Annotated in this window: 21 protein-coding genes and 3 rRNA genes; 19 read left to right on the top strand and 5 right to left on the bottom strand. The window is 56.5% G+C overall.

Annotated features, from left to right (window positions below; genetic code table 11):
- Positions 1–7 precede the first annotated feature (7 nt).
- From N6V40_RS01875 to N6V40_RS01865, 3 genes are all read right to left on the bottom strand, one after another.
- Positions 8–784 (bottom strand): NAD(P)-dependent oxidoreductase, encoded by a 777-nt coding sequence (locus N6V40_RS01875; protein WP_131090704.1) that lies wholly within the window; start codon positions 782–784, stop codon positions 8–10.
- Between the two features lie 20 nt (positions 785–804).
- Complete coding sequence (locus tag N6V40_RS01870; protein WP_262198732.1) at positions 805–1,428, bottom strand: RraA family protein; 624 nt, start codon at positions 1,426–1,428, stop codon at positions 805–807.
- Between the two features lie 236 nt (positions 1,429–1,664).
- Complete coding sequence (locus N6V40_RS01865; protein WP_131090702.1) at positions 1,665–2,444, bottom strand: IclR family transcriptional regulator; 780 nt, start codon at positions 2,442–2,444, stop codon at positions 1,665–1,667.
- A 138-nt stretch (positions 2,445–2,582) separates the two neighbouring features.
- Between N6V40_RS01865 and N6V40_RS01860 the strand changes: the two genes are divergently transcribed.
- The 13 genes from N6V40_RS01860 (at position 2,583) to N6V40_RS01800 (ending at position 18,046) form a co-directional block, all read left to right on the top strand.
- Positions 2,583–2,759: a hypothetical protein gene (locus N6V40_RS01860; protein WP_262199781.1), complete on the top strand. Its 177-nt coding sequence runs from the start codon at positions 2,583–2,585 to the stop codon at positions 2,757–2,759.
- A complete protein-coding gene (locus N6V40_RS01855) occupies positions 2,687–3,082 on the top strand; it encodes a tripartite tricarboxylate transporter TctB family protein (RefSeq protein ID WP_262199685.1) in 396 nt (131 codons plus the stop codon). Before N6V40_RS01860 ends, N6V40_RS01855 begins: the two co-directional genes overlap by 73 nt.
- A gap of 1 nt (position 3,083) precedes the next feature.
- Positions 3,084–4,589, top strand: a complete 1,506-nt coding sequence (locus tag N6V40_RS01850) for a tripartite tricarboxylate transporter permease (RefSeq protein WP_131090700.1) — start codon at positions 3,084–3,086, stop codon at positions 4,587–4,589.
- 39 nt (positions 4,590–4,628) lie between these two features.
- Complete coding sequence (locus N6V40_RS01845; protein ID WP_262198729.1) at positions 4,629–5,528, top strand: tripartite tricarboxylate transporter substrate binding protein; 900 nt, start codon at positions 4,629–4,631, stop codon at positions 5,526–5,528.
- 224 nt (positions 5,529–5,752) lie between these two features.
- Positions 5,753–7,090 carry a TIGR01777 family oxidoreductase gene (locus tag N6V40_RS01840; protein WP_242632627.1) on the top strand — a complete coding sequence of 446 codons (1,338 nt, stop codon included), beginning with the start codon at positions 5,753–5,755 and terminating at the stop codon, positions 7,088–7,090.
- A 158-nt stretch (positions 7,091–7,248) separates the two neighbouring features.
- Positions 7,249–8,901, top strand: coding sequence for a thiamine pyrophosphate-binding protein (locus N6V40_RS01835; RefSeq protein ID WP_262198727.1), 1,653 nt, complete (start codon positions 7,249–7,251; stop codon positions 8,899–8,901).
- A 41-nt stretch (positions 8,902–8,942) separates the two neighbouring features.
- Positions 8,943–10,019: an endonuclease/exonuclease/phosphatase family protein gene (locus tag N6V40_RS01830; protein WP_262198725.1), complete on the top strand. Its 1,077-nt coding sequence runs from the start codon at positions 8,943–8,945 to the stop codon at positions 10,017–10,019.
- A gap of 213 nt (positions 10,020–10,232) precedes the next feature.
- Complete coding sequence (locus N6V40_RS01825) at positions 10,233–10,997, top strand: hypothetical protein (protein ID WP_262198724.1); 765 nt, start codon at positions 10,233–10,235, stop codon at positions 10,995–10,997.
- Between the two features lie 625 nt (positions 10,998–11,622).
- Positions 11,623–13,147 (top strand): 16S ribosomal RNA (locus N6V40_RS01820).
- A 20-nt stretch (positions 13,148–13,167) separates the two neighbouring features.
- Positions 13,168–13,494: a hypothetical protein gene (locus tag N6V40_RS01815; RefSeq protein WP_262198064.1), complete on the top strand. Its 327-nt coding sequence runs from the start codon at positions 13,168–13,170 to the stop codon at positions 13,492–13,494.
- A 329-nt stretch (positions 13,495–13,823) separates the two neighbouring features.
- Positions 13,824–16,957, top strand: a 23S ribosomal RNA gene (locus tag N6V40_RS01810).
- Positions 16,958–17,122: 165 nt separating this feature from the next.
- Positions 17,123–17,239, top strand: a 5S ribosomal RNA gene (gene rrf / locus N6V40_RS01805).
- The 16S, 23S and 5S rRNA genes sit together here, the layout of an rRNA operon.
- A gap of 249 nt (positions 17,240–17,488) precedes the next feature.
- Positions 17,489–18,046, top strand: coding sequence for a dihydrofolate reductase family protein (locus N6V40_RS01800; RefSeq protein WP_131090673.1), 558 nt, complete (start codon positions 17,489–17,491; stop codon positions 18,044–18,046).
- Positions 18,047–18,103: 57 nt separating this feature from the next.
- Here N6V40_RS01800 and N6V40_RS01795 read toward each other — a convergent pair whose 3' ends face one another.
- Both N6V40_RS01795 and N6V40_RS01790 read right to left on the bottom strand, forming a co-directional pair.
- Positions 18,104–19,591 (bottom strand): mannitol dehydrogenase family protein, encoded by a 1,488-nt coding sequence (locus tag N6V40_RS01795; protein WP_131090672.1) that lies wholly within the window; start codon positions 19,589–19,591, stop codon positions 18,104–18,106.
- Between the two features lie 27 nt (positions 19,592–19,618).
- Entirely contained in the window at positions 19,619–20,932 is a 1,314-nt protein-coding gene (locus N6V40_RS01790) for an MFS transporter (protein ID WP_131090671.1), read from the bottom strand.
- A 141-nt stretch (positions 20,933–21,073) separates the two neighbouring features.
- Here N6V40_RS01790 and N6V40_RS01785 point away from each other — a divergent pair, with 141 nt between their 5' ends.
- Genes N6V40_RS01785 through N6V40_RS01760 form a run of 6 tightly spaced genes read left to right on the top strand, consistent with a single transcriptional unit; the run spans position 21,074 to position 25,240 of the window.
- Positions 21,074–21,394, top strand: a complete 321-nt coding sequence (locus tag N6V40_RS01785) for a DeoR family transcriptional regulator (RefSeq protein WP_262198722.1) — start codon at positions 21,074–21,076, stop codon at positions 21,392–21,394.
- 14 nt (positions 21,395–21,408) lie between these two features.
- Entirely contained in the window at positions 21,409–21,909 is a 501-nt protein-coding gene (locus N6V40_RS01780) for a DeoR/GlpR family DNA-binding transcription regulator (protein WP_262198720.1), read from the top strand.
- Positions 21,906–23,294 (top strand): xylulokinase, encoded by a 1,389-nt coding sequence (xylB, locus tag N6V40_RS01775; RefSeq protein WP_131090669.1) that lies wholly within the window; start codon positions 21,906–21,908, stop codon positions 23,292–23,294. Before N6V40_RS01780 ends, xylB begins: the two co-directional genes overlap by 4 nt.
- Positions 23,295–23,320: 26 nt before the next feature.
- Positions 23,321–24,190, top strand: a complete 870-nt coding sequence (locus N6V40_RS01770) for a glycerophosphodiester phosphodiesterase (protein WP_131090668.1) — start codon at positions 23,321–23,323, stop codon at positions 24,188–24,190.
- A 46-nt stretch (positions 24,191–24,236) separates the two neighbouring features.
- Positions 24,237–24,920, top strand: coding sequence for an AzlC family ABC transporter permease (locus tag N6V40_RS01765; RefSeq protein WP_131090694.1), 684 nt, complete (start codon positions 24,237–24,239; stop codon positions 24,918–24,920).
- Between the two features lie 2 nt (positions 24,921–24,922).
- A complete protein-coding gene (locus N6V40_RS01760) occupies positions 24,923–25,240 on the top strand; it encodes an AzlD domain-containing protein (protein WP_131090667.1) in 318 nt (105 codons plus the stop codon).
- The last annotated feature ends 18 nt before the right edge of the window (positions 25,241–25,258 follow it).

Here is a 25,258-nt window from a genome sequence, read left to right as displayed (position 1 = left end):
GTCGCTGCTAGCCAGCTGTCATTTTAGTATCGATGGTCATGCGCTCCATTGCACTGGCCGAGGCGTCAGACATTTCGTGTGGGACGCCTAGGTCTTCCAAGTACCCGCCGGTCGAGCGCATTTCTGCCGCGCGACGTACCGCGTGTTTGGCGGTGCCGCTAAGGAACCGGTCGATGGTTGCCTGTCCGTCACCGGCAAGCATTGTAGAGATTTCTGTTCGGATCCATGGTTCAAGTCCTGCAGCGGCGCCTGCGTGAACGGCTTCAATCACCACGGATGCAAGACCCTTGGTGAAGACGCTGCGTAGCAACTTGTGGGCCATGGCGCTGCCCGGTCCGCCTGCTACGACTTCGACCGGTGCTCCCACAGACTTGAGCAGATCGGCAAAGTCCTCAGCTCCCTGGCCACTAGCCATCAGCGGAGTTTTTGCACCCTGGGCAATAACGGGTCCAAGGATGGCGACATCGATGAAGTTGACCTGGCCCGAGGTGGCACCCAAGTCTTCCATGACCTTGGGGGATGAACTGGTCAGATCCGCGTAACCAGATCCTGGCTTCATCACCGGTAAGCATTCCTGCGCGACCTTTGGTGCGGCGCCGGCGCCGGTCAGAACCAAAACCATGTCTGCATCCTTAACTGCTTGGGCAGCTGACTGCGCTAATTGCGCGCCCTGCGGGGCATGATTGATAAACGGATCGTAGCCGGTGATCTCGTGACCAGCTTCGAGCAGCGCGGCAGCATAAGTCTGTCCGACTTCACCGAGTCCGATGAGTGCACATTTCATAGTATGAGGACCTTAGATTATTAGGAATGGGAGATTTTGCGGTCAGCAAGAATGGCTGCGCGGCGCTGTGACTCGTCAAGGTTCACGGCTTCGGCAGCGGTGGCGATGTCCTTGGCGCGTTCTGCCGGGATGATGACCAATCCGTCCGAGTCTCCGACGACAATGTCTCCCGGCGAGACGGCAACACCGCCAAAGGCGATGGTTCCGTTAACTTCGAAGGGACCATTCTTGTAGGGGCCGGCGGGGCTAGTAGCTCGAGCAAAGACCGGAAGATTGATTTCGCCGAGATCCACCGCATCCCGAACCGCCCCGTCGACGGCAAATCCCGCGACACCCTTGGATATTGCGCGCTCGCCGATAAGCTCTCCGAGCAGTGCGCGGTCGGTATAACCACCGCCGTTGACAACGATGACTTCGCGGGGCTGAACATGTTTGAGCGCTTCATGGATTCCGGCATTGTCGCCTGGGGCCACCCATACCGTGTAGGCAGGTCCGGAAATTTTAGCGCCATCCCACACTGCTTGGATGTCCGCCGAAGCAATTCCTAGTCGCTGCATGGCATCGCCGATGTTGGCGGCAGGAAGCGCGGCAAGTCGATTGATGACAGATTGTGCGACGCAAAGAGACTGTGTCGATTGATTCATGGGGCACCTATCCCAAATCTGGGGTGAGCGTGAAACAACTGAGTTAATTTCAGTAGACGTTCTATAGTTTCACACTACGCAATTTCTTGATGATGTACGGAATCATGGCATGGGCTGCGTCACAGTGTCAAGGTGTGGGAAATTGTGTTTCGCGCAGAGGGCGCCAAAAGTGTCGGAAATTCTGGGCACGACAATCAGGCGCGTGATTCACGCGCTTGATTGGGTTGGTTATTGCCTTAGTAGACGCTGCTTGCTAGAAGATCGGACAAGCGACGAGCGGCCTGAAGGAGTTCCGGAGCCCGAGTTTCCAGGGCTTCGCGGGTAAGCGTGTGGATGGGGCCGGTCAAGGAGAGTGCCTCGGTTGGTGGGCCTTGGCGAGATGGAATGGCGGCGGCAATCGAGATAATGCCAAGGGCACGCTCATCCTCGGAGATGGCGTAGTTGGCATCGGTGTTGGGGGCGCGGTCCTTGATGGCCAAGAGGTCAAAGTCCTCTGCTTCGTAATGCAGGCGTCGAGACGTCTCGGCAATCTGCGTTAGCTCATCGTCGTCTGCGCCAAGCAAGAAAATGCGTCCGGCCGCGCCGGCCGTTAGTGGAAGGCGTCGTCCCTGCGGGAGGTTGTAACCTAGGGAACTTTCGCCCACCACGCGTTCAACCAAAACTCGCTCACTGCCCAGACGGGTGTACAGCGAAGCTGTCAGCTTCGTGGCTTGAGAAAGTTGCTGAAGGATCGGCTGGGCAACTCGCGGCAAGGGATCGTTTTCCAGGAAGACGCGGGCCGCAGGGAGCACCGCTGGGCCCAATCGGTAGCTCTTGTCGGTCTGGCTGACGAGGCCTGCTTCCTGAAGTACTCGCAAGATCCGAAGTGTGGTTGGCGAGCTCATGCCCATATCGGCAGCGATGGTGCTCAGGCGCCGAGGGTGCTCATAGCGCTGAATCTGCTCGAATACGGCAATAGCTCTGGTTAATGACCTCATGCCATTGGGTGTCTCGGACTTCTCGTTTTCTGCCGCCATGATTTCATTCTATGCAATTAATTTGTAATTTGATGCACTTGCTTGACGACCTCTTGTGCCTCATGTCACTATTTCATGGAACGCTAGATAATTTTACTGTATGAAATTTACGAACAAACTATGCAATTGGAGGATGCTGTGTCGAATGATGCAACGGGGAGCTCGGTTCCTTCCGGGCGATGGCCACTGCTCATTGGCCAAGCAGTCATCGCGCTTATCGGCCTGTATGCGCTGCTGGGTTCATTGAAGCTTGGACTCGGGAGCGCTTTGGGCCCAGGCGCCGGTTTTTCCCCGCGGTACTTGGCATATTCCTGATGGTGCTTGCCGTCTTGTGGTTCCTGCAGGGACGCGCGACGCCAACAGAGCAAACCGAGGCAGAGTCGTTCGACGGGGCGCAAGTAGGGGCTGTCATCCTCAGCCTGGTGATACTGGCTGCCGCTTTGCCATTCCTCGGATTCCAGCTGAGCGTATTTGCCTTCCTCATGTATCACCTTGGCTTCCGGGCTCGGATCGGGTGGGTGAAAGCCGTAGTTATTTCTCTTTGCGGGAGCGTCGGTGTGTTCTACCTGTTCACGACCGTCCTGCACGTCTCTCTTCCGGTGGCAACGTTGCTGCCGTTGAGCATGATTGGAATTTGATATGGACGTTCTTAACGAACTCATGATGGGTTTTGCCGAGGCGATGACCTGGCAAAACCTGCTCTTCGCCTTCGTTGGCTGCCTGCTGGGCACGGTCATTGGCGTACTGCCTGGCATCGGACCGGTCGCCGGCATCGCCTTGCTAATTCCACTGACTCTCAATCTTGATCCTGCCGGTTCTATCATCATGCTGTGCGCGATTTTTTATGGCACAACCTACGGCGGAACCATCACCAGCGTTCTGCTTAATACGCCCGGCGAAGCCGCTTCTGCGATTACCGCCATCGATGGTTACCAAATGACTAAAGTCGGCCGTGCCGGCGTAGCCCTGACCATCGCCGCGGTTGGTTCATTCATCGGCGGGACTATCGCCACCGTGGGTCTGGTCCTGGCTGCCAAACCGCTCGGAAGTCTGGGGTTGCTCATTGGTCCACCAGAATTTTTCGCTCTTGTAGTTGTTGGAATTTCTCTGCTTGTTGCTTTGGCAGGACGCTCCATGGTCAGGGCGCTGATTTCCGGTGCCCTGGGTCTGCTGATTTCAATGATTGGTATTGACCCGGTCATGGGAGCACCACGTTTTACCTTTGGCATGGACCGTTTGCTTGACGGCGTCTCATTTGTGGCCGTTATCGTTGGCATCTTCGGGTTGTCGGAAATCTTGTCTTACCGCCCGGGAAAGAACCAGACGGTGACGCAGACACCTGGACTGCGTGCCCTACTTCCCACACGAACTGACTGGAAACGCAGCACGCCAGCTTTCGCTCGCGGTACCGGCATTGGATTCGCGATGGGACTGATTCCGGGAATGACCGGATCGGTTTCCTCCCTGCTTTCCTACGGAGCGGAAAAGAAATTCTCCAAGTATCGCAACGAACTGGGACGAGGAGCCATCGAAGGTGTCGCCGGTCCCGAGACCGCAAACAATGCGCACGCAAACGGTGCACTAATCCCGCTCTTTACCTTGGGAATTCCCGCCTCGCCGACCATTGCAGTGCTCATGGGAGCTTTCCTGCAGCAGGGCCTGACCCCAGGCCCGACGTTGTTCGCCGAACACAGCACGCTGGCATGGACGATTATCGCCAGCCTGTTCATCGGTAACGTTCTGCTGCTTGTGCTCAACGTTCCTCTGGTCGGCCTGTGGACTTCGATCTTGAAGGTGCCTTACCCAATCCTGGCCGGGTTGATCTTGATGTTCATGGTTGTTGGTGCCTACACGATCAACTTCTCGGTATTCGACGTATTTGTCATGATCATCTTCGGCCTGGTCGGTTTGGGACTGCGTCGTCTGGACATCCCTCTGGCTCCGATGGTCCTGACCCTGGTTTTGGGCCCACTGATGGAACGTTCCCTGCGCGAGTCCTTGGACATTTCGCACGGTAGCTTCTCCATTTTCTTTGACCGTCCCATCACGATGGTGCTCCTGCTCATCGCATTGGTTATTGTCTGCAGTCCGCTACTGAAGCTGCGCAAGCCAGCCGCGCTGGTGGCTGAAGACCCTGAAAGCTAAACACTCGCAATAAGTTGTACCGAAAACGAAGGAAAACACATGAAACGCATCATCACCGCCGTTGCTGTAGGTGCTCTCACCCTGGCTGCTGCCGGCTGTTCAGCCAGTGGAGCATCCACGTCCAATGCAGGAGCCGATTTTCCAAAAAATGGTAAGTCCGTAGAACTGCTGGTGTCATTTTCGCCCGGCGGACCAGTGGACACCGCTGCTCGCCTGATTCAGCCCGTACTGGAAAAAGAGCTAGGAACCAATGTCGAAGTGGTCAACAAGCCGGGTGCTGGTGGGCAAATCGGCTACACATCACTGGCCAATGCCAAGCCTGATGGCTACACCATTGGAGCCGTGGGTTCACCATCAATTGTTGTCATCCCAATGGACGAGGCACGCGGAGCGGCCTTCAAACGTGAAGACCTTCAGCCGCTGGCGCGACAGGTAGTTGATCCGATGGTGATTGCTGTGCAGGCCGACAGCAAATACAAAAATCTCAAGGACCTGCTCGAGGACAGCAAGGCCAAACCTGGGTCTATTAACGCCACGACCACAGGTCAGATGGGTGGCGAGCACTTTGCCATCGCACAGATCAACGAGGCCACCGGGGCTGAACTGAGCCCAGTTCATTTCTCGGAGGGAGCCTCGCAGGCCTCTACTGCTTTCCTAGGCAAGCACGTTGACGTGTTGGTTGGAAACATCAGTGAAGTGATTGATCTTCAGAAACAGGGCAAAGCCAAGGTGCTCGGAGTGATGGACAAGGAACGCGCCGAGGTCTTGCCGGACGTGCCAACCTTCAGTGAAGAAGGCTATGACGTGGTGGCAGCAACTGCTCGCGGTTACGCTGCGCCAGCGGGCCTGCCTGAAGATGTGGCCAAAAATTGGAGGCCGCGTTGCAGGCTGCTATCGAAGATGAGTCCGTGGTTTCAAAGATGGACAATCTTGGCCTGACAACTAGTTACCAAGATTCGGCGGAATACGGAAAATTCTGGACCAAGCAGGAAGCCGACTACAAAAGGTTTTGCCGCTAGTGCAGGCTAAATAGTCGGGTATTTTTGCGCCAGGCGTGGCTTAAACATGAGGACTTCAGCGGTCGTATTGAACTGCTGAAGTTCTTGTGCTTAACGTGCCATTAGGTCATAGTGTGAAATATGCGGATAATCCATGAGTCGTCCATGCCTTTCAGTGCAGAACAAGTCTTCACTTGGCACGAGCGTGTTGGAGCCATGCAGCGGCTCCTACCACCTTGGCAACCGGTGCGCGCAGTGCACCAAGCGGACTCGCTGGCCCATGGTGCCTCGGTCATTGGTTTGCCTATCGGTCTACGGTGGCGAGCGGAACATCAAGTTGCAGACTACGAACGTTTCCGACTCTTCACCGATGAGCTCGCGCCCGTTGGGTCTCGACAGCTACCTTTGCGGCCGCTTCGGTGGCGACACAAACACGAGGTTGTGCCAGAAAGCGCGAACACTTGCCTCATGCGCGATGAGGTCGAAACCAATTTACCGGCACGGATGGTACGGCGAATGCTCACCTACCGCCATGGGCAGCTTGCCCAAGATCTGACGGCTCACCAGCGTGCGGCCCGGCACGGTATGGAGCCTATGGTTATCGCGGTGACTGGATCTCACGGGCTTGTGGGGACCGCGTTGGTAGCTTTTCTGCAATCCGGAGGTCACAAGGTCTATCGCCTGGTCCGCGGCACTGCGCGCGCGGACAATGAGCGCTTCTGGAATCCCGAGGACCCGGATGTAGCGAGCTTGGCTGGGTGCGATGCCGTCATCCATCTTGCTGGTGCCACGATCGCCGGACGCTTCACGCAGAAACATCGTGAGCGGATTCGCGACAGTCGAATCGAGCCCACGAGAAAGTTGGCTAGGGCCGCCGCAGCAGCCGGGGTGAAGACCTTTGTCTCAGCCTCAGCCATCGGCGTTTACGGCGCACACGCTGGAGAGAAGCTGTTGGATGAGGATGCCGAACACGGAACCGATTTTCTAGCCCAAACGGTCCAAGACTGGGAGGCTGCAGCCCGCGAGGGTCAAGCCCAGGGTATGCGCCGTGTGCAGGTGCGCACCGGTCTGGTTCAAAGCCCTCAGTCAGGGGTGCTGGGCTTACTTAGGCCGCTGTACTTGTCGGGGCTTGGCGGAAGAATTGGTCAAGGGCAGCAGTGGCAGTCATGGATAGGCCTAGACGACTTGGTCGAGATCTATCATCGTGCGTTATGGGATGTGTTTTTGGAAGGCCCAGTTAATGCGGTGGCACCATGCCCAGTAAGGAATCAAGAGTATTCAAAGACCTTGGCACGAGCACTTCACCGATTGGACTTGCTTCCCGTTCCGACGTTGGCGCCCAAACTTCTTCTGGGCGCGCAAGGAGCAGACTTGTTGGCCCTAGCCAGCCAGCGCGTGACACCTGCAAAACTGCTTCAACGCTCGCACACATTCCGCACGCCGCACTTGGATGAGGCGCTCGCGCACTGCCTAGGCGTTCAGCCTGAGGACAAAGCGCTCTAGCGCAAACTGCTCCCAGTGCCCTATCATCATTGAGTCAGGGGTCACAGTATTGTGGATTCCGGCGCTCTCAAAAGGGGCGATACCCGTTGCCGTAGCAACTGGTAACGGCAGACATATATGGAATTTTCTTCATCATCATTTCTTGAAAAGAGTCCATAATGTCTAGCGTTTCCGCAGCCATTGCCCATGCCCTAAAATCGGTAGCCCCACAGATCTTCGGATTGATGGGCAACGGCAACGCCCACTTCCTTGATGCCGCCGTTCGCGCGGGATTCGACTACACCGCGGTGCGCCATGAATCGGCCGCTGTCTCAGCAGCTGACGCGTACTTCCGGATTTCAAATAAGCTGGCCATCGCCACCACCACCTATGGTGCCGGCTATACCAACGCGGTGACCGCGCTGGCCGAAGCTGCCGCCGCTGGCACCCCGTTGCTTTTTGTCACCGGCGATGCGCCGAGCACTGGACTGCGCGGCTGGGACGTAGACCAAGCCGCCATCGACGCTGGGGTGCGAGCACCTCGTTATGTAGTGGACCGCCACACTCCGGGAAGCACCGCTCTTCAAGCCGCCGCGCATGCGCTGCGTGAGCAGACTCCAGTGGTTCTGGCCATTCCCTACGATCTGGCCGCGGCCGAAAGCGCTGAGGAAGAACTTCCAGAACTCGCTTCGATGAATTGTGCGCCACCCAAGCCCCGGCTTGCTTCCGCCACAGTGCAGCAGATCGTTCAAAAGCTCGACGCCTCCAAACGCACGCACATTCTTTATGGCCGCGGTGCCATCGACGCCGCCGAGCAAGTTAGAGAACTGGCGCAGAAGTTGGATGCGAGTACCTCGGGCACGTTGCTGGCACGCGATTTGTTGGACTACACATTTGATCTAGGTATCACCGGTGGTTTCAGCACCAAAGCCAACGCGCGCATTATCGCCCAGGCCGATACCGTGCTGGTTTTGGGTGCGTCCCTGAACCAATTCACCATGCGCTTCGGCGAGCTGATTGACCAGTCGACGACGCTGATTCAAATTGATCTGACGCCGAATGCCACCAACGCGCGCGTGGACATCTTTGCCCAGGGCGACGTGCAGGTTGCCCTCGAAGATTTGCTGCATGCAGTGCACACCGCCGATAGCACCTGGTGCCTGAGCCTGGATTTGGAGGACCTACGCACCCGTCCGGCCGGCGACGACGTGGCTGAGGACGGCTTGCTTGATCCGCGCCGGGTGGCTAGCGAACTGGAAAAGATTCTGCCGGCCAACCGTGTGCTGGTTCAAGACGGTGGTCACTTCATCGGCTGGGGACCAATGTATTGGTCCACCACCGGCGCCCGCTCGCTGAGCTGTGTGGGAACCGCCTACCAGTCCATCGGACTAGGCATCGCTTCGATGGTGGGCGCTGGCGCAGCGGCCGAGGGGCGAACCGTGGTGCTGGCTGCCGGCGATGGCGGCTTCCTGATGGGCTTGGCAGACCTGGAGTCGATCATCCGCACGGTCAACAGCGGAGTCATCGTGATCTACAACGATTCCGCCTATGGCGCCGAGGTGCACCAGTACGGTTCGATCGGTCTGCATGAGGATCCGATGCTGATTCCGACGGTGGACTTCGCTGGCATCGCTCGGACCATGGGTGCCACTGGCGTGCGGGTTGATCAGCTTGAGGACTTGAGCGCTGTTGGCGACTGGGTAAGTGCCGGTGCCCATGGAGTATGTCTGGTTGACGCCCGCGTATCTATGCGGATTCGTGCCCCTTATATGGAAGAGATTCTCGAGGCCAACAAGAAGGCGACGATGAAGCTCGCATTACAATCCGATTAAGGTGCTGGAAAAACGGTTGGGGTACGGCGTAGGGTTGATCCGTGCGAAAGTTTTTAGTTGGAGCAGCAGGGGTGAGCCTAGGGACGCTTTTAGTGTTCCCCGCAGCCTCGGCCCTTGCTGTCCCAGCCGGAGCCACTGATGTAGCTGGCATCCCAACCCAAGCACTGTCGCAGACCTCATTGCGTGTTGCCACCATCGAAGCGAACCTCACCGCGGATGCGCCGGGTAAGTTGAACGAAAACCTGATGGGGGCAAGCAACCTGCAGGCAGGGCATGTCGCTGACAGCATCGCTCAGTCCAACGCTGACGTAGTTGTCCTTACCGATGTGGATGCGGACCAGGCAGCCCTAGATACCTTCCGCGACCAGTACCTGAACAACACCGAGGACGAACGTCCAGATGTTCACTATCAGTACTCCTATCTAGCCGTTGGTTCCAAGGGGTTGCAGAGCGGCGCGGACCTGAACGTTGACGGTGTCATTGGTGGGGCACAAGATGCCTGGGGTCAGGGCGAATTTGAAGAGCAGGGCTCGGTAGTTGTGCTCTCCAAGTACCCGGTTGATGAAGATCAGATCACCGCGGTCTCCAAGCTCAAATGGCAGGACGTTGCCAACAACCAGTTGCACCACACCAAAATCGACGGTGTACTGGCCGCATCAATTCCAGTGATGAACACCGGACTATGGGACATTCCTATTGAGTACCGCGGTCAGCGTGTGCACGTAGTAGCCACACAGACTGAACCCGAAGATCAGAACCAAGACCTTGCCGCAGCTCGCCAGAGTGATGAACTTAAAGTTATCTCCGACTATCTAGCCGGCAAGGACTACGTTCATATCGATGAGGGGCGCCAAGCCAAAGGTGTGGGCGACGAGAAGTTTGTCATCGCCGGAGCCCTGAACCTACAAGAGTCCGGCGAGTCACGCATCAAACCGTTCCTTAAGTCACTGGGCCGCGAAGATGCGCTCAACGAGTCCGGAAGCTACTTGGTACCTGATACTTCGTGGCAGGTTGTTGGCCAGGGCCTTATCGAGCAGAGCCAGCCACCGCTGGATGAAGCAATACCAACGATCATTGATGAACCTGGGTCATTAATCTGGACTGACATTCAGTTCTAGCCCGTTCGCGCAGGGCGATCATCCCTGTATTTTCTTGCCTTAGCATTGCAGAATCCCGCAACTGAATGTGCCGTAACCGTCACTGGTCTGAAGTTATCTGTAGATTAAGTTCCACAAGCACGTAATGCACCATCCACTCAATGGCAGCGAACCCGAGCAAAGCACGGCAGGCTCAAGGTAACTCTCAGGGTTTTGCGGAAAGCTGGAGGCATCATGAAAAAAGATCCAATCTCGATGACTTTCATTGGCAAAGATGGCAAGCCACGCCCTAGTGTGCAGCAAGCTATCTTGAAGGGCATTGGCGTGCAGCGGCCACTGGTACTTGCGTACATCAATCGACTGCGTAAGAAGCACCCCCAAGCGGATTCGACCGAACTGGCCGCCATCGTCGAACGTGACTACCTATTAGTTGTCACCGGTTCCGGAGCTGCCGTCGGTGGTACTGCAGCAGTACCGGCTATTGGCACGGTGATATCACTGAGTCTTTCAGCTGCGGCGACCCTGGGCTTCCTTGAAGCTTCTGCACTCTATGCGCAGAGCTTGGCCGAACTACACGGCATCGCCATCGAAGATCCAGACCAGTCACGAGTCTTGGTGATGGGCATCCTCATGGGTGAAGAAGGAAGCTCGATGATTGCAGGGCTTACCGCTCAGGCCGCTGGCCGTGGTGGAGGACCTGTGAAGGGTTGGGCCCAAGCCTTCGGGGCGAACAAGAATACCAGCCTCTACTCCAGCATGCAGCGCACCTTGCAGAAGAAGTTCCTGCATAAGATCATTGGCACCCAGGCTGCCAGCATGATGGGAAGATTGGTTCCGTTCGGTGTTGGCGCGGTGATTGGTGGGGCTGGCAACCGATTCATGGCAAAGCGCGTGATCGAGAATGCGAACGTAGCTTTCGCCGGCATGCCAACGATTGTCCCGAGCGCACTGTCGCAAGATGACCCACGCGTTCTGGACGCCGAAATCGTCGAAGACTAGACGGTTAACAGGTTTTGGCGCCGATGACGGCGCTTACTAAACACCCTGTAAAACAGTTTTAACTGTTTTACAGGGTGTTTTTTGAGTTTAAACCGCATGATGTCGCGGTTTAAACTGGTTGCAGCGGATTAAGTGTGCACGGTCACCGCAACAAACCACCTCACCGATTTGCACGACCCCCCAAACCTGTGTATAGTTTTTCCTTGTCGCCGAGAGCAAAACGGAAGAAATAACCGGATGTAAATCGGAGGCAAAACCCCAGAATATCAACGGTTTTGCACAGGTCACTGTGGAAAAGATGTTGAAGAATGGGAACCATGAATACTGATTCAAATCACAAACAATTGATTTGACTTTCAGAAATTCACGGTGATAAGATTTGAATATAACGCTGGACGAAATTACCACCTGAAATGGCGGGTAAAGAACCGGTAAGTGTTTGTTGTTTGAGAACTCAATAGTGTGCCAAGTTTGTTGATACCGAATATTTATTTTATTTGGTGAATACATAACATTTGCTTGAGGCATTGCACCCCCGTGTGATGTTCTTGAGTGTTTTTTATTCGCCAGGACTTCATTGGTTTCGCCCTTATTTTCCGAGGGGTTGCTGATGGCTTTTTATTTTTTTATGGAGAGTTTGATCCTGGCTCAGGATGAACGCTGGCGGCGTGCTTAACACATGCAAGTCGAACGATGACCCCGTGCTTGCACGGGTGATTAGTGGCGAACGGGTGAGTAACACGTGAGTAACCTGCCCCCGACTTTGGGATAAGCCCGGGAAACTGGGTCTAATACCGGATATGACTTCTTACCGCATGGTGGGTTGTTGAAAGATTTATCGGTGGGGGATGGACTCGCGGCCTATCAGCTTGTTGGTGAGGTAATGGCTCACCAAGGCGACGACGGGTAGCCGGCCTGAGAGGGTGACCGGCCACACTGGGACTGAGACACGGCCCAGACTCCTACGGGAGGCAGCAGTGGGGAATATTGCACAATGGGCGAAAGCCTGATGCAGCGACGCCGCGTGAGGGATGACGGCCTTCGGGTTGTAAACCTCTTTCAGTAGGGAAGAAGCGAAAGTGACGGTACCTGCAGAAGAAGCGCCGGCTAACTACGTGCCAGCAGCCGCGGTAATACGTAGGGCGCAAGCGTTATCCGGATTTATTGGGCGTAAAGAGCTCGTAGGCGGTTTGTCGCGTCTGCCGTGAAAGTCCGAGGCTCAACCTCGGATCTGCGGTGGGTACGGGCAGACTAGAGTGATGTAGGGGAGACTGGAATTCCTGGTGTAGCGGTGAAATGCGCAGATATCAGGAGGAACACCGATGGCGAAGGCAGGTCTCTGGGCATTTACTGACGCTGAGGAGCGAAAGCATGGGGAGCGAACAGGATTAGATACCCTGGTAGTCCATGCCGTAAACGTTGGGCACTAGGTGTGGGGGACATTCCACGTTTTCCGCGCCGTAGCTAACGCATTAAGTGCCCCGCCTGGGGAGTACGGCCGCAAGGCTAAAACTCAAAGGAATTGACGGGGGCCCGCACAAGCGGCGGAGCATGCGGATTAATTCGATGCAACGCGAAGAACCTTACCAAGGCTTGACATGTGCCAGACCGCCTCAGAGATGGGGTTTCCCTTCGGGGCTGGTTCACAGGTGGTGCATGGTTGTCGTCAGCTCGTGTCGTGAGATGTTGGGTTAAGTCCCGCAACGAGCGCAACCCTCGTTCCATGTTGCCAGCACGTAGTGGTGGGGACTCATGGGAGACTGCCGGGGTCAACTCGGAGGAAGGTGGGGATGACGTCAAATCATCATGCCCCTTATGTCTTGGGCTTCACGCATGCTACAATGGCCGGTACAATGGGTTGCGATACTGTGAGGTGGAGCTAATCCCTAAAAGCCGGTCTCAGTTCGGATTGGGGTCTGCAACTCGACCCCATGAAGTCGGAGTCGCTAGTAATCGCAGATCAGCAACGCTGCGGTGAATACGTTCCCGGGCCTTGTACACACCGCCCGTCAAGTCACGAAAGTTGGTAACACCCGAAGCCGATGGCCTAACCACCTTGTGTGGGGGAGTCGTCGAAGGTGGGACTGGCGATTGGGACTAAGTCGTAACAAGGTAGCCGTACCGGAAGGTGCGGCTGGATCACCTCCTTTCTAAGGAGCTAACCATTATTATGGTTGCCCATGTCTGTGCACGAGTGTTGTACGGGTGGGTTGCTCATGGGTGGAATATCAATGAACTCAATACTGGAAAACGTGTGCACGCTGGTCCTCATTATGAGTGGTTGGGGTGTGTGTCGGGGTATTGGCTGTGGCTGTATGGTGTTGGTGCTTGCGAGTACGCATTGTTACTTCACATGAATGAATCCGTCCTTTTGGGTGGGTTTGTTGGTGTGTGGTGGTGGTGTTGGAATGTGGGTGTTGATGGTGTGTGGTTTGTATGGTTTGGCATGCTGTTGGGTTTTGAGGCAACAAGCCTCCGTCCCTGGTGGATGATTTGATCAAGTGTTGCGGTGCTGGCCTTTTGGGGTTGGTGTTGTGATGGTTGGTTGATTGTCTTCTTGGGTGGCGGGGTTCTTGGTGTTTCGGTGTTTGTCCTGTGTTTGCTGCAGGCATGCTCGGTACGAGCAATGGTCCTTTTGGGTTGTTGTTGGTGGGTGTGTTTGTGGGGGTGTGGGGTTGTTGTTTGGGAACTGTATAGTGAACGCGAGCATCTTGCAGATGAGATGAGTCTTATGACCCTTTTTCCTTGGGTTGTGGGGTGTTTGAGTCTTGTCTGTGTGATTTTGTTAGATTGTTTTATTGCTCAATTCTGAGAACTTTGTTTTGTGTTGAAGTTTTTAAGGGCGCACGGTGGATGCCTTGGCATCAAGAGCCGATGAAGGACGTGGGAATCTGCGATAAGCCTGGTGGAGTCGATAACCGGACGTTGAGACCAGGATTTCCGAATGGGGGAACCCCGCACCATGTTATGTGGTGTGACCTGCAGCTGAATGTATAGGCTGTGTGGAGGGAACGCGGGGAAGTGAAACATCTCAGTACCCGCAGGAAGAGAAAACAATAGTGATTCCGTTAGTAGTGGCGAGCGAACGCGGATGGGGCTAAACCGGTTGGTGTGTGATAGCGGATAGGCGTTGCATCATCGGGGTTGTGGGGTTGACATGTACCAGCGCTATCTTGCTGGTGGGATGAGGTGCAGGCGTATAGGTGAATCGGTTGGAATGCCGGACCATAGAGGGTGATAGTCCCGTAGGTGTAATGCGTGTCTGCCGTTCTAGTGTTGATACCCGAGTAGCACGGGGCCCGTGAAACCTTGTGTGAATCTGCCAGGACCACCTGGTAAGCCTGAATACTACTTGATGACCGATAGTGAATCAGTACCGTGAGGGAATGGTGAAAAGTACCCCGGGAGGGAGTGAAATAGTACCTGAAACCGTGCGCTTACAATCCGTTAGAGCCTGGGACTTGTTCCTGGGTGATGGCGTGCCTTTTGAAGAATGAGCCTGCGAGTTAGTGTTACGTCGCGAGGTTAACCCGTGTGGGGAAGCCGTAGCGAAAGCGAGTCTGAATAGGGCGTTTGAGTGGCGTGATCTAGACCCGAAGCGAAGTGATCTACCCATGGCCAGGTTGAAGCGCGTGTAAGAGCGTGTGGAGGACCGAACCCACTTCAGTTGAAAATGGAGGGGATGAGCTGTGGGTAGGGGTGAAAGGCCAATCAAACTTCGTGATAGCTGGTTCTCCCCGAAATGCATTTAGGTGCAGCGTTACGTGTTTCTTACCGGAGGTAGAGCTACTGGATAGCTAATGGGCCCTACAAGGTTACTGACGTTAGCCAAACTCCGAATGCCGGTAAGTGAGAGCGTAGCAGTGAGACTGTGGGGGATAAGCTTCATAGTCGAGAGGGAAACAGCCCAGAACGCCAACTAAGGCCCCTAAGCGTGTGCTAAGTGGGAAAGGATGTGGAGTTGCTTTGACAACCAGGAGGTTGGCTTAGAAGCAGCCACCCTTGAAAGAGTGCGTAATAGCTCACTGGTCAAGTGATTCCGCGCCGATAATGTAGCGGGGCTCAAGCACACCGCCGAAGTTGCGTCATTCAAATATTTGCTTGGTCTTCGGATTGGGCGTTTGGATGGGTAGGGGAGCGTCGTATAGCGGGTGAAGTCGCGGTGTAAACCAGCGGTGGACGCTATACGAGTGAGAATGCAGGCATGAGTAGCGAATGACGGGTGAGAAACCCGTCCGCCGAATGATCAAGGGTTCCAGGGTTAAGCTAATCTGCCCTGGGTTAGTCGGGGCCTAAGGCGAGGCCGACAGGCGTAGTCGATGGATAACGGGTTGATATTCCCGTACCGGCGAAGGACCGCCCATACTGAGCTGTTGATGCTAACCATGATGGATTCCAATTGTTGATGCCTTCGGGTGTTTTTGTTGGTTGATGTGGTGGGAACCGATGCAGTGAGGTCAGCGTATTAACAGGTGTGACGCAGGAAGGTAGCCGAGCCAGGCAATGGAATTGACCTGGTCCAAGGGTGTAGGACGAGTCGTAGGTAAATCCGCGGTTCATGATGTCTGAGACCTGATAGGCGCCCACTTTGGTGGGTGATTCGGTGATCCTATGCTGCCTAGAAAAGCATCGGCGCGAGGTCCCAGCCGCCCGTACCCCAAACCGACACAGGTGATCAGGTAGAGAATACTAAGGCGATCGAGAGAATCATGGTTAAGGAACTCGGCAAAATGCCCCCGTAACTTCGGAAGAAGGGGGCCTGCCCCGTGATCAGCTCTTGCAGTTGTGAGCGGGTGTGGGCCGCAGAGACCAGGGGGAAGCGACTGTTTACTAAAAACACAGGTCCGTGCGAAGTCGCAAGACGATGTATACGGACTGACTCCTGCCCGGTGCTGGAAGGTTAAGAGGACCGGTTAGCAACTTGTTGCGAAGCTGAGAATTTAAGCCCCAGTAAACGGCGGTGGTAACTATAACCATCCTAAGGTAGCGAAATTCCTTGTCGGGTAAGTTCCGACCTGCACGAATGGAGTAACGACTTCCCCGCTGTCTCAACCATGAACTCGGCGAAATTGCAGTACGAGTAAAGATGCTCGTTACGCGCAGCAGGACGGAAAGACCCCGAGACCTTTACTATAGTTTGGTATTGGTGTTCGGTGCAGCTTGTGTAGGATAGGTGGGAGACTGTGAAGCTTGGACGCTAGTTCAGGTGGAGTCATCGTTGAAATACCACTCTGGCTGTACCGGTCACCTAACTTCGGACCATGATCTGGTTCAGGGACAGTGCCTGATGGGTAGTTTAACTGGGGCGGTTGCCTCCTAAAATGTAACGGAGGCGCCCAAAGGTTCCCTCAGCCTGGTTGGCAATCAGGTGTCGAGTGTAAGTGCACAAGGGAGCTTGACTGTGAGAGTGACAGCTCGAGCAGGGACGAAAGTCGGGACTAGTGATCCGGCGGCACCTCGTGGAAGGGCCGTCGCTCAACGGATAAAAGGTACCTCGGGGATAACAGGCTGATCTTGCCCAAGAGTCCATATCGACGGCATGGTTTGGCACCTCGATGTCGGCTCGTCGCATCCTGGGGCTGGAGTAGGTCCCAAGGGTTGGGCTGTTCGCCCATTAAAGCGGTACGCGAGCTGGGTTTAGAACGTCGTGAGACAGTTCGGTCCCTATCCGCTGCGCGCGTTGGAAATTTGAGAAGGGCTGTCCTTAGTACGAGAGGACCGGGACGGACTAACCTCTGGTGTGTCAGTTGTACTGCCAAGTGCATCGCTGATTAGCTACGTTGGGAAGGGATAACCGCTGAAAGCATCTAAGCGGGAAGCCTGCTTCGAGATGAGATTTCCATGCACCTTGAGTGTGTGAGGCCCCCAGCTAGACCACTGGGTTGATAGGCAGGATGTGGAAGCAAGGACTAAAGACTTGTGTAGCTGACCTGTACTAATAGGCCGATGACTTTCAACACACAATATATACAATAATGACTAATAAGATCATTGCTGTTCGCGTTCACTATGCGGTTACGAGACAACAACTCGACAACCGAAACTAAACATGAGACTTGACAAGTAGTTTTTGTCGCATCGTTTCATACAACACCAGAAAATTGGTTTGTGTGCTTCGTGATTGTTACGGCGGTCATAGCGTGGGGGAAACGCCCGGTCCCATACCGAACCCGGAAGCTAAGGCCCACTGCGCCGATGGTACTGCACTCGTGAGGGTGTGGGAGAGTAGGTCACCGCCGGACTTAACTTAATAAAGATGAATGTTGGTTTGAGGCCCTAACCTTTTGGTTGGGGCCTCACCTGTTTAACCACCAACGGTGGGTTGGTTGCTGATTGTCGGCCGCTGATTGCTGGTTGGTAGGGGTTGAGCTGAAGCTCGACCCCCTTTTTCCTGTTTAAGAACAAAGATCATTTGGGATCCCTTGACGCTGCGCTGACAGCGGCTCTACAGTCAACGCACGCACTTGCCGTTGTCAGAGGAGAATCCGCAGATGGGGCAGCTAACGTTCGCTATCAATGTCACCCTTGACGGGTGTATCGACCATAGGGTCGGCATCGCTGACGAAGAGACGCACGACTACTTCACTGACCTCATGAACCAGCATGGCGTTATGCTGTGGGGACGAACCACGTACGAAATGATGGAAGACTACTGGCCACTGGTGGCTAGCGGGGAAGTTGCCGCACCCCAGGCATTGCGCGATTGGGCGATCCAGCTGCAGGACAAGCCCAAATACGTAGTTTCTAGCACTCGAACCGAGTATCCATGGAACAACAGTCACCACCTTATGGGTGACCTGGCTAGCTCAGTTCAGGCGCTCAAGGAGCGTACGGCAAACGGGGTGCTGGTGGGCAGCTGCAAGCTGGCAACAGCATTGGATCAGCTAGGGCTGATCGACGAGTATCGCTTTTTAGTGCAACCCATCATCGCTGGGCATGGGCCACGGTTGTACAACTCTGGTTTACCTGATGCGCGTCATCTTCAGCTGCTCGATACCAAGACACTAAGCAACGGCGTGATCGCTGTTCACTATTCTCGCGCACAATAAGGCCGGCCCGCTCATACATTGGGTGCACGAGCGGGCCGGCTGTCAGAGGCCAGTTGGCTAGCGGGTGGAGACCTGCTGATCCATGAGCTGCGCCAGGGTGGCCACAGCGCCTTGCTGATGCAACGACTCCAAGGTCTTCAGATACGGGGTGGTGAACCGTTCATCATCAATAACGTCCCCAAAGAGGTCGCGCTGGCGCAGGAAGGCTAGCGGATCTTCGCTGTGCTTAGCCGCGGCAGCCTTGACCTCTTCGGCCAAGCGGTCCACGATGGTGATCTCTTCGCCCGCTTCATCGGTCCCCTCGGCATAACGAGCCCAGCTGGCGACGATGGCTGCGGATAAGGTGACCTCACGATCGGCGACAAGATTTTCGCGAACCACTGGCATGAGCCATTTGGGGATGCGATCGGAGGAATCCGCGCAGAGGCGGGCCACGGTATCGGCAACGTACTCATTGCTGTAGCGCTCAATGAGCTTGTGCTGGTAGGCGTCCAGGTCAACGCCGGGCAGTTCGCGCAGGGTCGGCTCGGCCTCGTTTTTCATGTAGCGAAGCAAGAAGTCTGCAAACAACTTGTTGCGGGCCACGTCGTGCACCGCTTGGTAGCCGGCGAGGTGGCCAAAGTAGCATAGGCCCTGGTGGGTGGCGTTAAGCAGGCGCAATTTCATCAGCTCGTAGGGCACCACGTCGTCAACCAATTGCACGCCAGCTTCTTCGTAGGGTGGGCGGCCGGCAACAAACTTGTCCTCCAGCACCCACTGCTCAAAATCTTCGCAGACAACTGGCCAGCCGTCCTCGATGCCATAACGCTGCATGACGTCGGCGCGATCGGCATCCGTGGTGACCGGGGTAATGCGGTCCACCATGGAGTTTGGGAAGGACACGTTCTCTTGGACCCACTGGCCGAACTCGGCATCGAGGGCGGAAGCAAAAGCACCAAACATCTTGTGGGCCACTTCGCCATTACCTTGGATGTTGTCGCAGCTCATCACGGTGAAGGGGGCGATGCCACGGGCTCGGCGCAGCTTCAGCCCGGCGCTAATCAACCCGAAGGTGGTGCGTGGTGCCTGCGGGTTGGCAAGGTCGGCGGCGATGGCCGGATTGGCGGTATTAAACTCCCCGGTGACTGGGTGGACGTTGTAGCCGCCTTCGGTGACCGTCAGTGAGACGATGCGGATCGCAGGATCGGCCAGCTGGTTGATGGCGGCGTTTATGTCATCTGGTGCGTAGAGGAAGTCGAGGATCGAACCGATGACTTCAACATCGCGGGAGCCATCAGGGTTTTTCACTACGAGGGTGTAGAGCCCGTCGCTGTCCTTGAGTACATCGCGCATGCGCTGATCGGACTCCATAACGCCCATGCCGATAATTCCCCAGTCCAACGCCTGGCCCTGATTCATCAGCCGGTTCAGATACATGGCCTGGTGAGCGCGGTGGAAGCCACCTACGCCGAAGTGCACAATGCCGGCGCTGGCTTGTTTGCGGTCGTACTGTGGGGTGCGAACCTGCGGGTCAACCTGGTTCAGGGTGTGGTTGCTCAGTTTCATTATTCAATGCTCCTTAGTCAGGATCGATTAGTGGGTGCTGACGGCGGCGGGTTGGGCGACACCCTGAAAGCCCGGCTGGGTGCCGCGCAGTGCGTGGGACATCAGGGCCGCGACGAGGTAGAGGGCTGCAAAGAGGAAGACCATGCCCGCAGCACCAAGTACGTTGTAGAGCACGGCGACCAGCAGTGGGCCAGCAAAGACGGCGGCGCCGATGCCGAGGTTATAGGAGGCCATGGCTGCCCCTGGATGTTCGGGAGCTAGGGACACGGCGATGGCCGAGAGTGGAACAAAACCTGCCAGCCCGATGCCAAAGATCGCACCGATGATCAGGGCCAGTGGGTAGGCGAAGGGGTAACCGTGATCGGTGGCCCACGCTGGTACGAGGTACAGTCCTGCCATGGAGATCGCGCACAGCACCGCGCCAAACCACACCACCACTTTGGACCAGCCCAGCTTGTCACCCAGTGCGCCAAAGAACAGGTTGAACGGGATGTTCACCGCGTAGATGACAGTGGTCAGGATCAGGAACTGGCCCACGCTCCAGCCGAAGCGGTCCACGAACAGGGCCGGGAAGAAGATGGCCATGCCGTAGGTGGGGACCGAGTTGATGGTTCGGGTGAGCATGACCATCAGGGCCTTGCGGTTGCTCACCAGCAGGCGCAGGCCGAAGCTCATGGTGCTGAAAACCTGTTCGGGATTGGCCACCAACGGTGCCCGTCCGGTCTTTTCCTTCACGCCGATCAGCGCGATGGCCGCTCCGATGACCACCAGGGCCAGTGAGACCCAAAGGGTTTGGTAGTAGCTCAGGGAGAAGAGTTCAAGGCTGGCGCTGGCGGTCAGTGCGCCGAGGGTTGGCAGTCCGGAGCTGAAGGCTACGTAGAACCAGCCAATGGCCACGGCCAGTCGTTTGGCGTTGGCGGTGGCCGAAATCCAGACGAGGAAACCGTAGGCGAAAAATGGGTAGCCAAATCCGCGTAGTCCGTAGGCGATAAAGATCAGAGGCAGGCTTGAGGTGTTCAGTGCGACGCCCAAAAAGAGCAGTTCAAAAATCACCCAGATGCCGGCTCCGATGAACATCACCTTGCGTGGGCCCCAGAGGTCGGAAAGCGAAGCGGAGAGGAAGGCAGCGATGGCTACGGCCACTCCGTAGATGGTGACCAGGGTTCCGGCCAGCGGGATGGAGAAGCCATGTTCGCCGGTGAGGTACGGGGCGAGGATGTTGGTTTCTACGCCGTCGCCGATCATGAAGATCATCAGGCCCACAAAACCCCATAGGAGCGGACGCGGTAGCCCTAGGCGATCAAAGATCGAGGGGTGTGTTGGCGTTGAGTTTGTGGTCATGACGCTCCTTTGCGACGGCCTTGCCGGTGTGATCGATTGAACCAATCTAACACCAAACAAACAAACTCAACAGATTTTCTGTTAAAAACTTGAAGAAAGTGATGTTTTGAGACTTGAGACGCAGCATCTATCATCAGAGATGTGGCAAATCACGAATTCGATGTTGAAAACGATGGTCCCGGCTTAAGTCAGGGGCTGCCTCCAGAGACCCGCCGGGACGAAATCACCGGGCACGTTAATAAGGTGCGCACTTCACGGGTGGAGGAATTGGCCGAGCTCTTCTCGGTCAGCGCCATGACCATCCACCGCGACCTGGACTACCTGGCCAAGGAAGGCCGGCTCGAGCGCATCCGCGGTGGAGCACGAGCCATTACCGCCCGGCTGGCCGAACGCGATGTACGCCTGCGTCGGCACCTGAACGCTGAGCTAAAAGTCAGCTTGCCGCCATCGCCGCCAAGCTGATCGAACGCAATTCGGTGATTGCGCTGGATGACTCCACCACGGTTGGGGCGCTCGGTGCGCACCTAGAAGAGCGCGAGCCTTCCACGGTAATCACCCACTCGCTGGCGCTCATGGGCGCGGTCTCGGCCATGGCACATATCGACATGGTGGGCCTCGGTGGACAGTACTATGCCGAAACCGATTCCTTCCTCGGCTCCATCGTGGTCGAACAAGCACAACGGCTGACCGCCGACGCAGTTTTTGTCTCCACCACCGCCATCAAGAACAACGCCTTATTACACCCGGATGCCGAGGCAGCGCGCACCAAACGCAGCCTGCTGCAGATGGGGCGACGCAAGATCCTGGTGGTGGACTCCAGCAAATATGAATCGGCAGGCATTTATCATGTGATGAACCTGTCCGAGTTCGACGATGTGGTGATCGATGATCAACTTGATGACGCACTGATGACCCAGCTGCAGCAGCTGGGCCCACGCATTCACATAGCCACCACCTCTGCAAAGGCGCAGCCATGAAGCCCACCTATGTACTAGGCATCGATTCCTCCACCCAGTCCTGTAAGGCACTGTTGGTCGACGCGAACAGTGGTGAAGTAGTGGCCGAACAACGCCATGGGCATCCGCAGGGAACACAGGTTGACCCGCAAGAGTGGATCACCGCACTTGAAGCGGCCACCGATGGATTACTTCAGCGGGCCTCAGCGGTGTCCATTGCCGGCCAACAACACGGCATGGTCGCCCTTGATAAGCACGGGAATCCGGTGCGTGACGCGATGCTGTGGAATGATACTTCTTCGGCGCAACAAGCAAGGGAGCTGACCGAAGAGCTCGGCGGCGAGCTGGCCTGTGCGCAGCAGATTGGCAGCGTACCGGTGGCCTCACTGACGGTGACCAAGCTACGTTGGCTACGTGATCAGGAAACGGAGAACGCAGAACGCACAGCGATGGTCTTATTGCCACACGACTACCTCACCTGGCATTTAGGTGGACGCAAAGAGGCGGTCAGTGATCATGGGGACGCCTCGGGTACGGGATACTATTCCCCAGCGCAGCGCCGCTTTGTACCCGAAATAGCTGCCGCAGCGTTGGGGCACCAGGTGCAATTGCCACGCCTAGCGCAGGGCAACGAGGTGGTCGGTCGAACGTCCACCGGGGCGGTAATCGGTGCGGGTACCGGAGATAATATGGCGGCCGCCTTGGGGCTGGATCTGCAGCCCGGTGACGTCTGCATTTCCATGGGCACCTCCGGGGTGGCCTCCGCAGTGGTAGAACACAGCGTGCATGACGGATCGGGCATGGTTAACGGCTTTGTGGCCGCCAACGACAAATTTTTGCCACTGGCCTGCACGCTAAACGGGGCACCGGTGCTGGACTTCGGCGCCCGCATGCTCGGGGTGGGACAACAAGAATTTTCAGACCTCGCGTTGGCTGCACAACCGGGCTCGGGCGGGGTTGTATTACTGCCCTACTTTGGCGGAGAACGTACCCCCAATCGGCCCGAAGCCACCGGTCTATTACAGGGGTTACGCACCAGCACTTCCCGCGAACAGATTGCTCGCGCGTATGTGGAAGGACTGTTGTGCTCCATGAAAGATGCGGTGGCTGCCCTGGAGGCGAGCACCAAGGTGAGAACCCGACGCATCTTGCTGATCGGTGGGGGAGCGCAGTCCGAAGCGGTGCGAGTGATCGCCCCACAGATCTTCGGCGTCGCCGTCCAGGTCCCGCAAACAGCAGAGTACGTGGCCTTGGGTGCTGCGAGGCAAGCGGCCTGGGCACTGAGCGGGCAGGATCAACCGCCGGTATGGAATAGCGCCGAGTCCACTACCTATGAGGCGCAATCCCGTCCAGAAATTTATGCGAACTATGCACGCCTGCGTGATGACACTAAGGGGTGGAAATAAGCGACAGATCGCGTAGCGTAGGGACTATGGATACGCTCTTTTTCGCCCACCGCGGCAGTTCCCACAAATATTCGGAGAACACCCGGGCCGCCTACCTGCAGGCCATTGATGAGGGTGCGGACGGTATTGAATGCGATGTCCATTTGAGCTTGGACGGTCAAGTGGTATGCCACCACGACCCCACCGTTGATCGCACCTCTGATGCCTCGGGACTGGTATCTACCTTTACCCTCGAGCAGCTCAAAGCCATGGACTTCACCGGGGTTGTACCGACCGAAGTACCGGCAGAGTACGGCACGGAAAATGAGCAGCTACTGAGCCTTGATGAGCTTTTGACGCTGATCGAAGAACGCGGCAAACCGGTGGGTTTGGCTGTGGAGATCAAACACCCCAGCCCTTATGGGTATCTACTTGAAGACCGGGTCATGCAGGTCCTTGCTGCTCACGGTTTTGATCCTCAAACCGGGCGGGCCGGAAGCGCGGGGCAGATCGCGGTGACACTGATGAGCTTTGATCCTGGCTCATTGCGCTACCTTGGCCGCAAGGTGAATCCGGACTTGCTCTGCCAGCTGATGACCGAGGTGAATCCCGATTACATTCAGGAGCTTGTAGATTCGGGGCAGGTGGGCCGGGCCGGTGTGTATTCGGTGCTGTACCGTTCGGTGGCCGAAGGCATTGAACTGATCAACGCCGGTGGAGCCGGGATTATCGGCTCGGGCGTTGCCTGGACGCGTGCCAATGAACCGATGGTGCGCCAATGGTTGGCCGAAGGGCGACATGCTCGCATCTGGACGGTGGACCGCCCTGCCGATGCACAGTATTTGATTGACCTTGGGGTTGGTGAGCTCACCAGCAACCGGCCAGTGGAGCTTCGCCGGGAATTGGAACAGCATTAAAAGATGAGCGATACAAGTGAATAAATGGTTGACCCCGGCCACCAAGATGGGCCTATCCATCGCGGTCGCGACCGGGTTGTACGGTATTTCTTTTGGTGCGTTATCCATCGCCGCGGGGCTGAACCTGTGGCAGACACTCGCGCTGAGCGCGCTGATGTTTACCGGCGGATCGCAGTTCGCTTTTATCGGCGTGATCTCTGGCGGCGGGGCCGCATCGGCGGCATTTTCCGCGGCTTCATTATTGGGCATCCGCAACGCGGTATACGGGATGCAGATTAAACAATCCTTGCGCCCGCGCGCAGCGCAGGTGCCGGGAATGGCCCAAATAACCATCGACGAATCCACGGCCGTGAGCCTAGGACAAGCAGAAATCGGCGAAAAGCGTCGCGGATTTTTCACCGCGGGCATTGGCGTTTATCTGCTGTGGAATCTCTTTACCCTGGTGGGAGCACTGCTGGGTGAGAAGATGGGGGATCCTGCCGCTTGGGGCCTCGACGGTGCAGCGGTGGCCGCGTTTATTGGGTTGCTGTGGCCGAGGCTCAAGTCGATGCAACCGATACTGATCGCGCTCGCGGCGGCGATCGTTACTGCGCTCGCGGTGCCGGTGGTTGCACCGGGCTTACCGATCCTTTTAACTGCTATTTGTGCCGCCGTTTATGCGGTGCTTTCGGCGCGACAAAAGCCTGCTGCTACCCAGCACGGTGATCTAGACCGTGTGGACGGGGAGTAACAATGAGTGAATTAAGCTGGTGGGTTCTAGCCAGTTGCCTCACGGCCTATGCCATCAAATTGTGCGGCTATTTTGTCCCGCGCAAGGTGCTGGATTCGCCGATGATGTCCCATGTGGCTTCCACCTTGACCGTTGCCCTGCTGGCCTCCTTGGTGACAGTAAACGCCTTCACCTCGGGCCAAGAACTGAAAATTGATGCCCGCATTGGCGCCTTGGCAGCGGCAATTATTGCGCTGATCTTCAAAGCGCCCTACCTGGTGGTGGTATTGGCTGGCGCACTGGCAGCGGTGCTCTTGCGGGCCACCGGGCTAGCGGCCTAAGCCAAGTAAGTGGGACAG

This window comes from Glutamicibacter sp. M10 (assembly GCF_025452055.1).
Lineage (GTDB): Bacteria > Actinomycetota > Actinomycetes > Actinomycetales > Micrococcaceae > Glutamicibacter.
The sequence above is the reverse complement of the archived record's forward strand: the minus strand, read 5'-3'. Positions and strand labels throughout refer to the sequence as shown.

Coding starts and splice junctions, on each gene's coding strand:
- N6V40_RS01845 (WP_262198729.1), top strand. CDS start 4,629: ATGAAACGCATCATCACCGCCGTTGCTGTAGGTGCTCTCACCCTGGCT.
- xylB (WP_131090669.1), top strand. CDS start 21,906: ATGAAGCCCACCTATGTACTAGGCATCGATTCCTCCACCCAGTCCTGT.
- N6V40_RS01865 (WP_131090702.1), bottom strand. CDS start 2,444: ATGGCGGCAGAAAACGAGAAGTCCGAGACACCCAATGGCATGAGGTCA.
- N6V40_RS01790 (WP_131090671.1), bottom strand. CDS start 20,932: ATGACCACAAACTCAACGCCAACACACCCCTCGATCTTTGATCGCCTA.
- N6V40_RS01765 (WP_131090694.1), top strand. CDS start 24,237: ATGGGCCTATCCATCGCGGTCGCGACCGGGTTGTACGGTATTTCTTTT.
- N6V40_RS01870 (WP_262198732.1), bottom strand. CDS start 1,428: ATGAATCAATCGACACAGTCTCTTTGCGTCGCACAATCTGTCATCAAT.
- N6V40_RS01770 (WP_131090668.1), top strand. CDS start 23,321: ATGGATACGCTCTTTTTCGCCCACCGCGGCAGTTCCCACAAATATTCG.
- N6V40_RS01800 (WP_131090673.1), top strand. CDS start 17,489: ATGGGGCAGCTAACGTTCGCTATCAATGTCACCCTTGACGGGTGTATC.
- N6V40_RS01825 (WP_262198724.1), top strand. CDS start 10,233: ATGAAAAAAGATCCAATCTCGATGACTTTCATTGGCAAAGATGGCAAG.
- N6V40_RS01760 (WP_131090667.1), top strand. CDS start 24,923: ATGAGTGAATTAAGCTGGTGGGTTCTAGCCAGTTGCCTCACGGCCTAT.
- N6V40_RS01795 (WP_131090672.1), bottom strand. CDS start 19,591: ATGAAACTGAGCAACCACACCCTGAACCAGGTTGACCCGCAGGTTCGC.
- N6V40_RS01850 (WP_131090700.1), top strand. CDS start 3,084: ATGGACGTTCTTAACGAACTCATGATGGGTTTTGCCGAGGCGATGACC.
- N6V40_RS01840 (WP_242632627.1), top strand. CDS start 5,753: ATGCCTTTCAGTGCAGAACAAGTCTTCACTTGGCACGAGCGTGTTGGA.
- N6V40_RS01815 (WP_262198064.1), top strand. CDS start 13,168: ATGGTTGCCCATGTCTGTGCACGAGTGTTGTACGGGTGGGTTGCTCAT.
- N6V40_RS01835 (WP_262198727.1), top strand. CDS start 7,249: ATGTCTAGCGTTTCCGCAGCCATTGCCCATGCCCTAAAATCGGTAGCC.
- N6V40_RS01875 (WP_131090704.1), bottom strand. CDS start 784: ATGAAATGTGCACTCATCGGACTCGGTGAAGTCGGACAGACTTATGCT.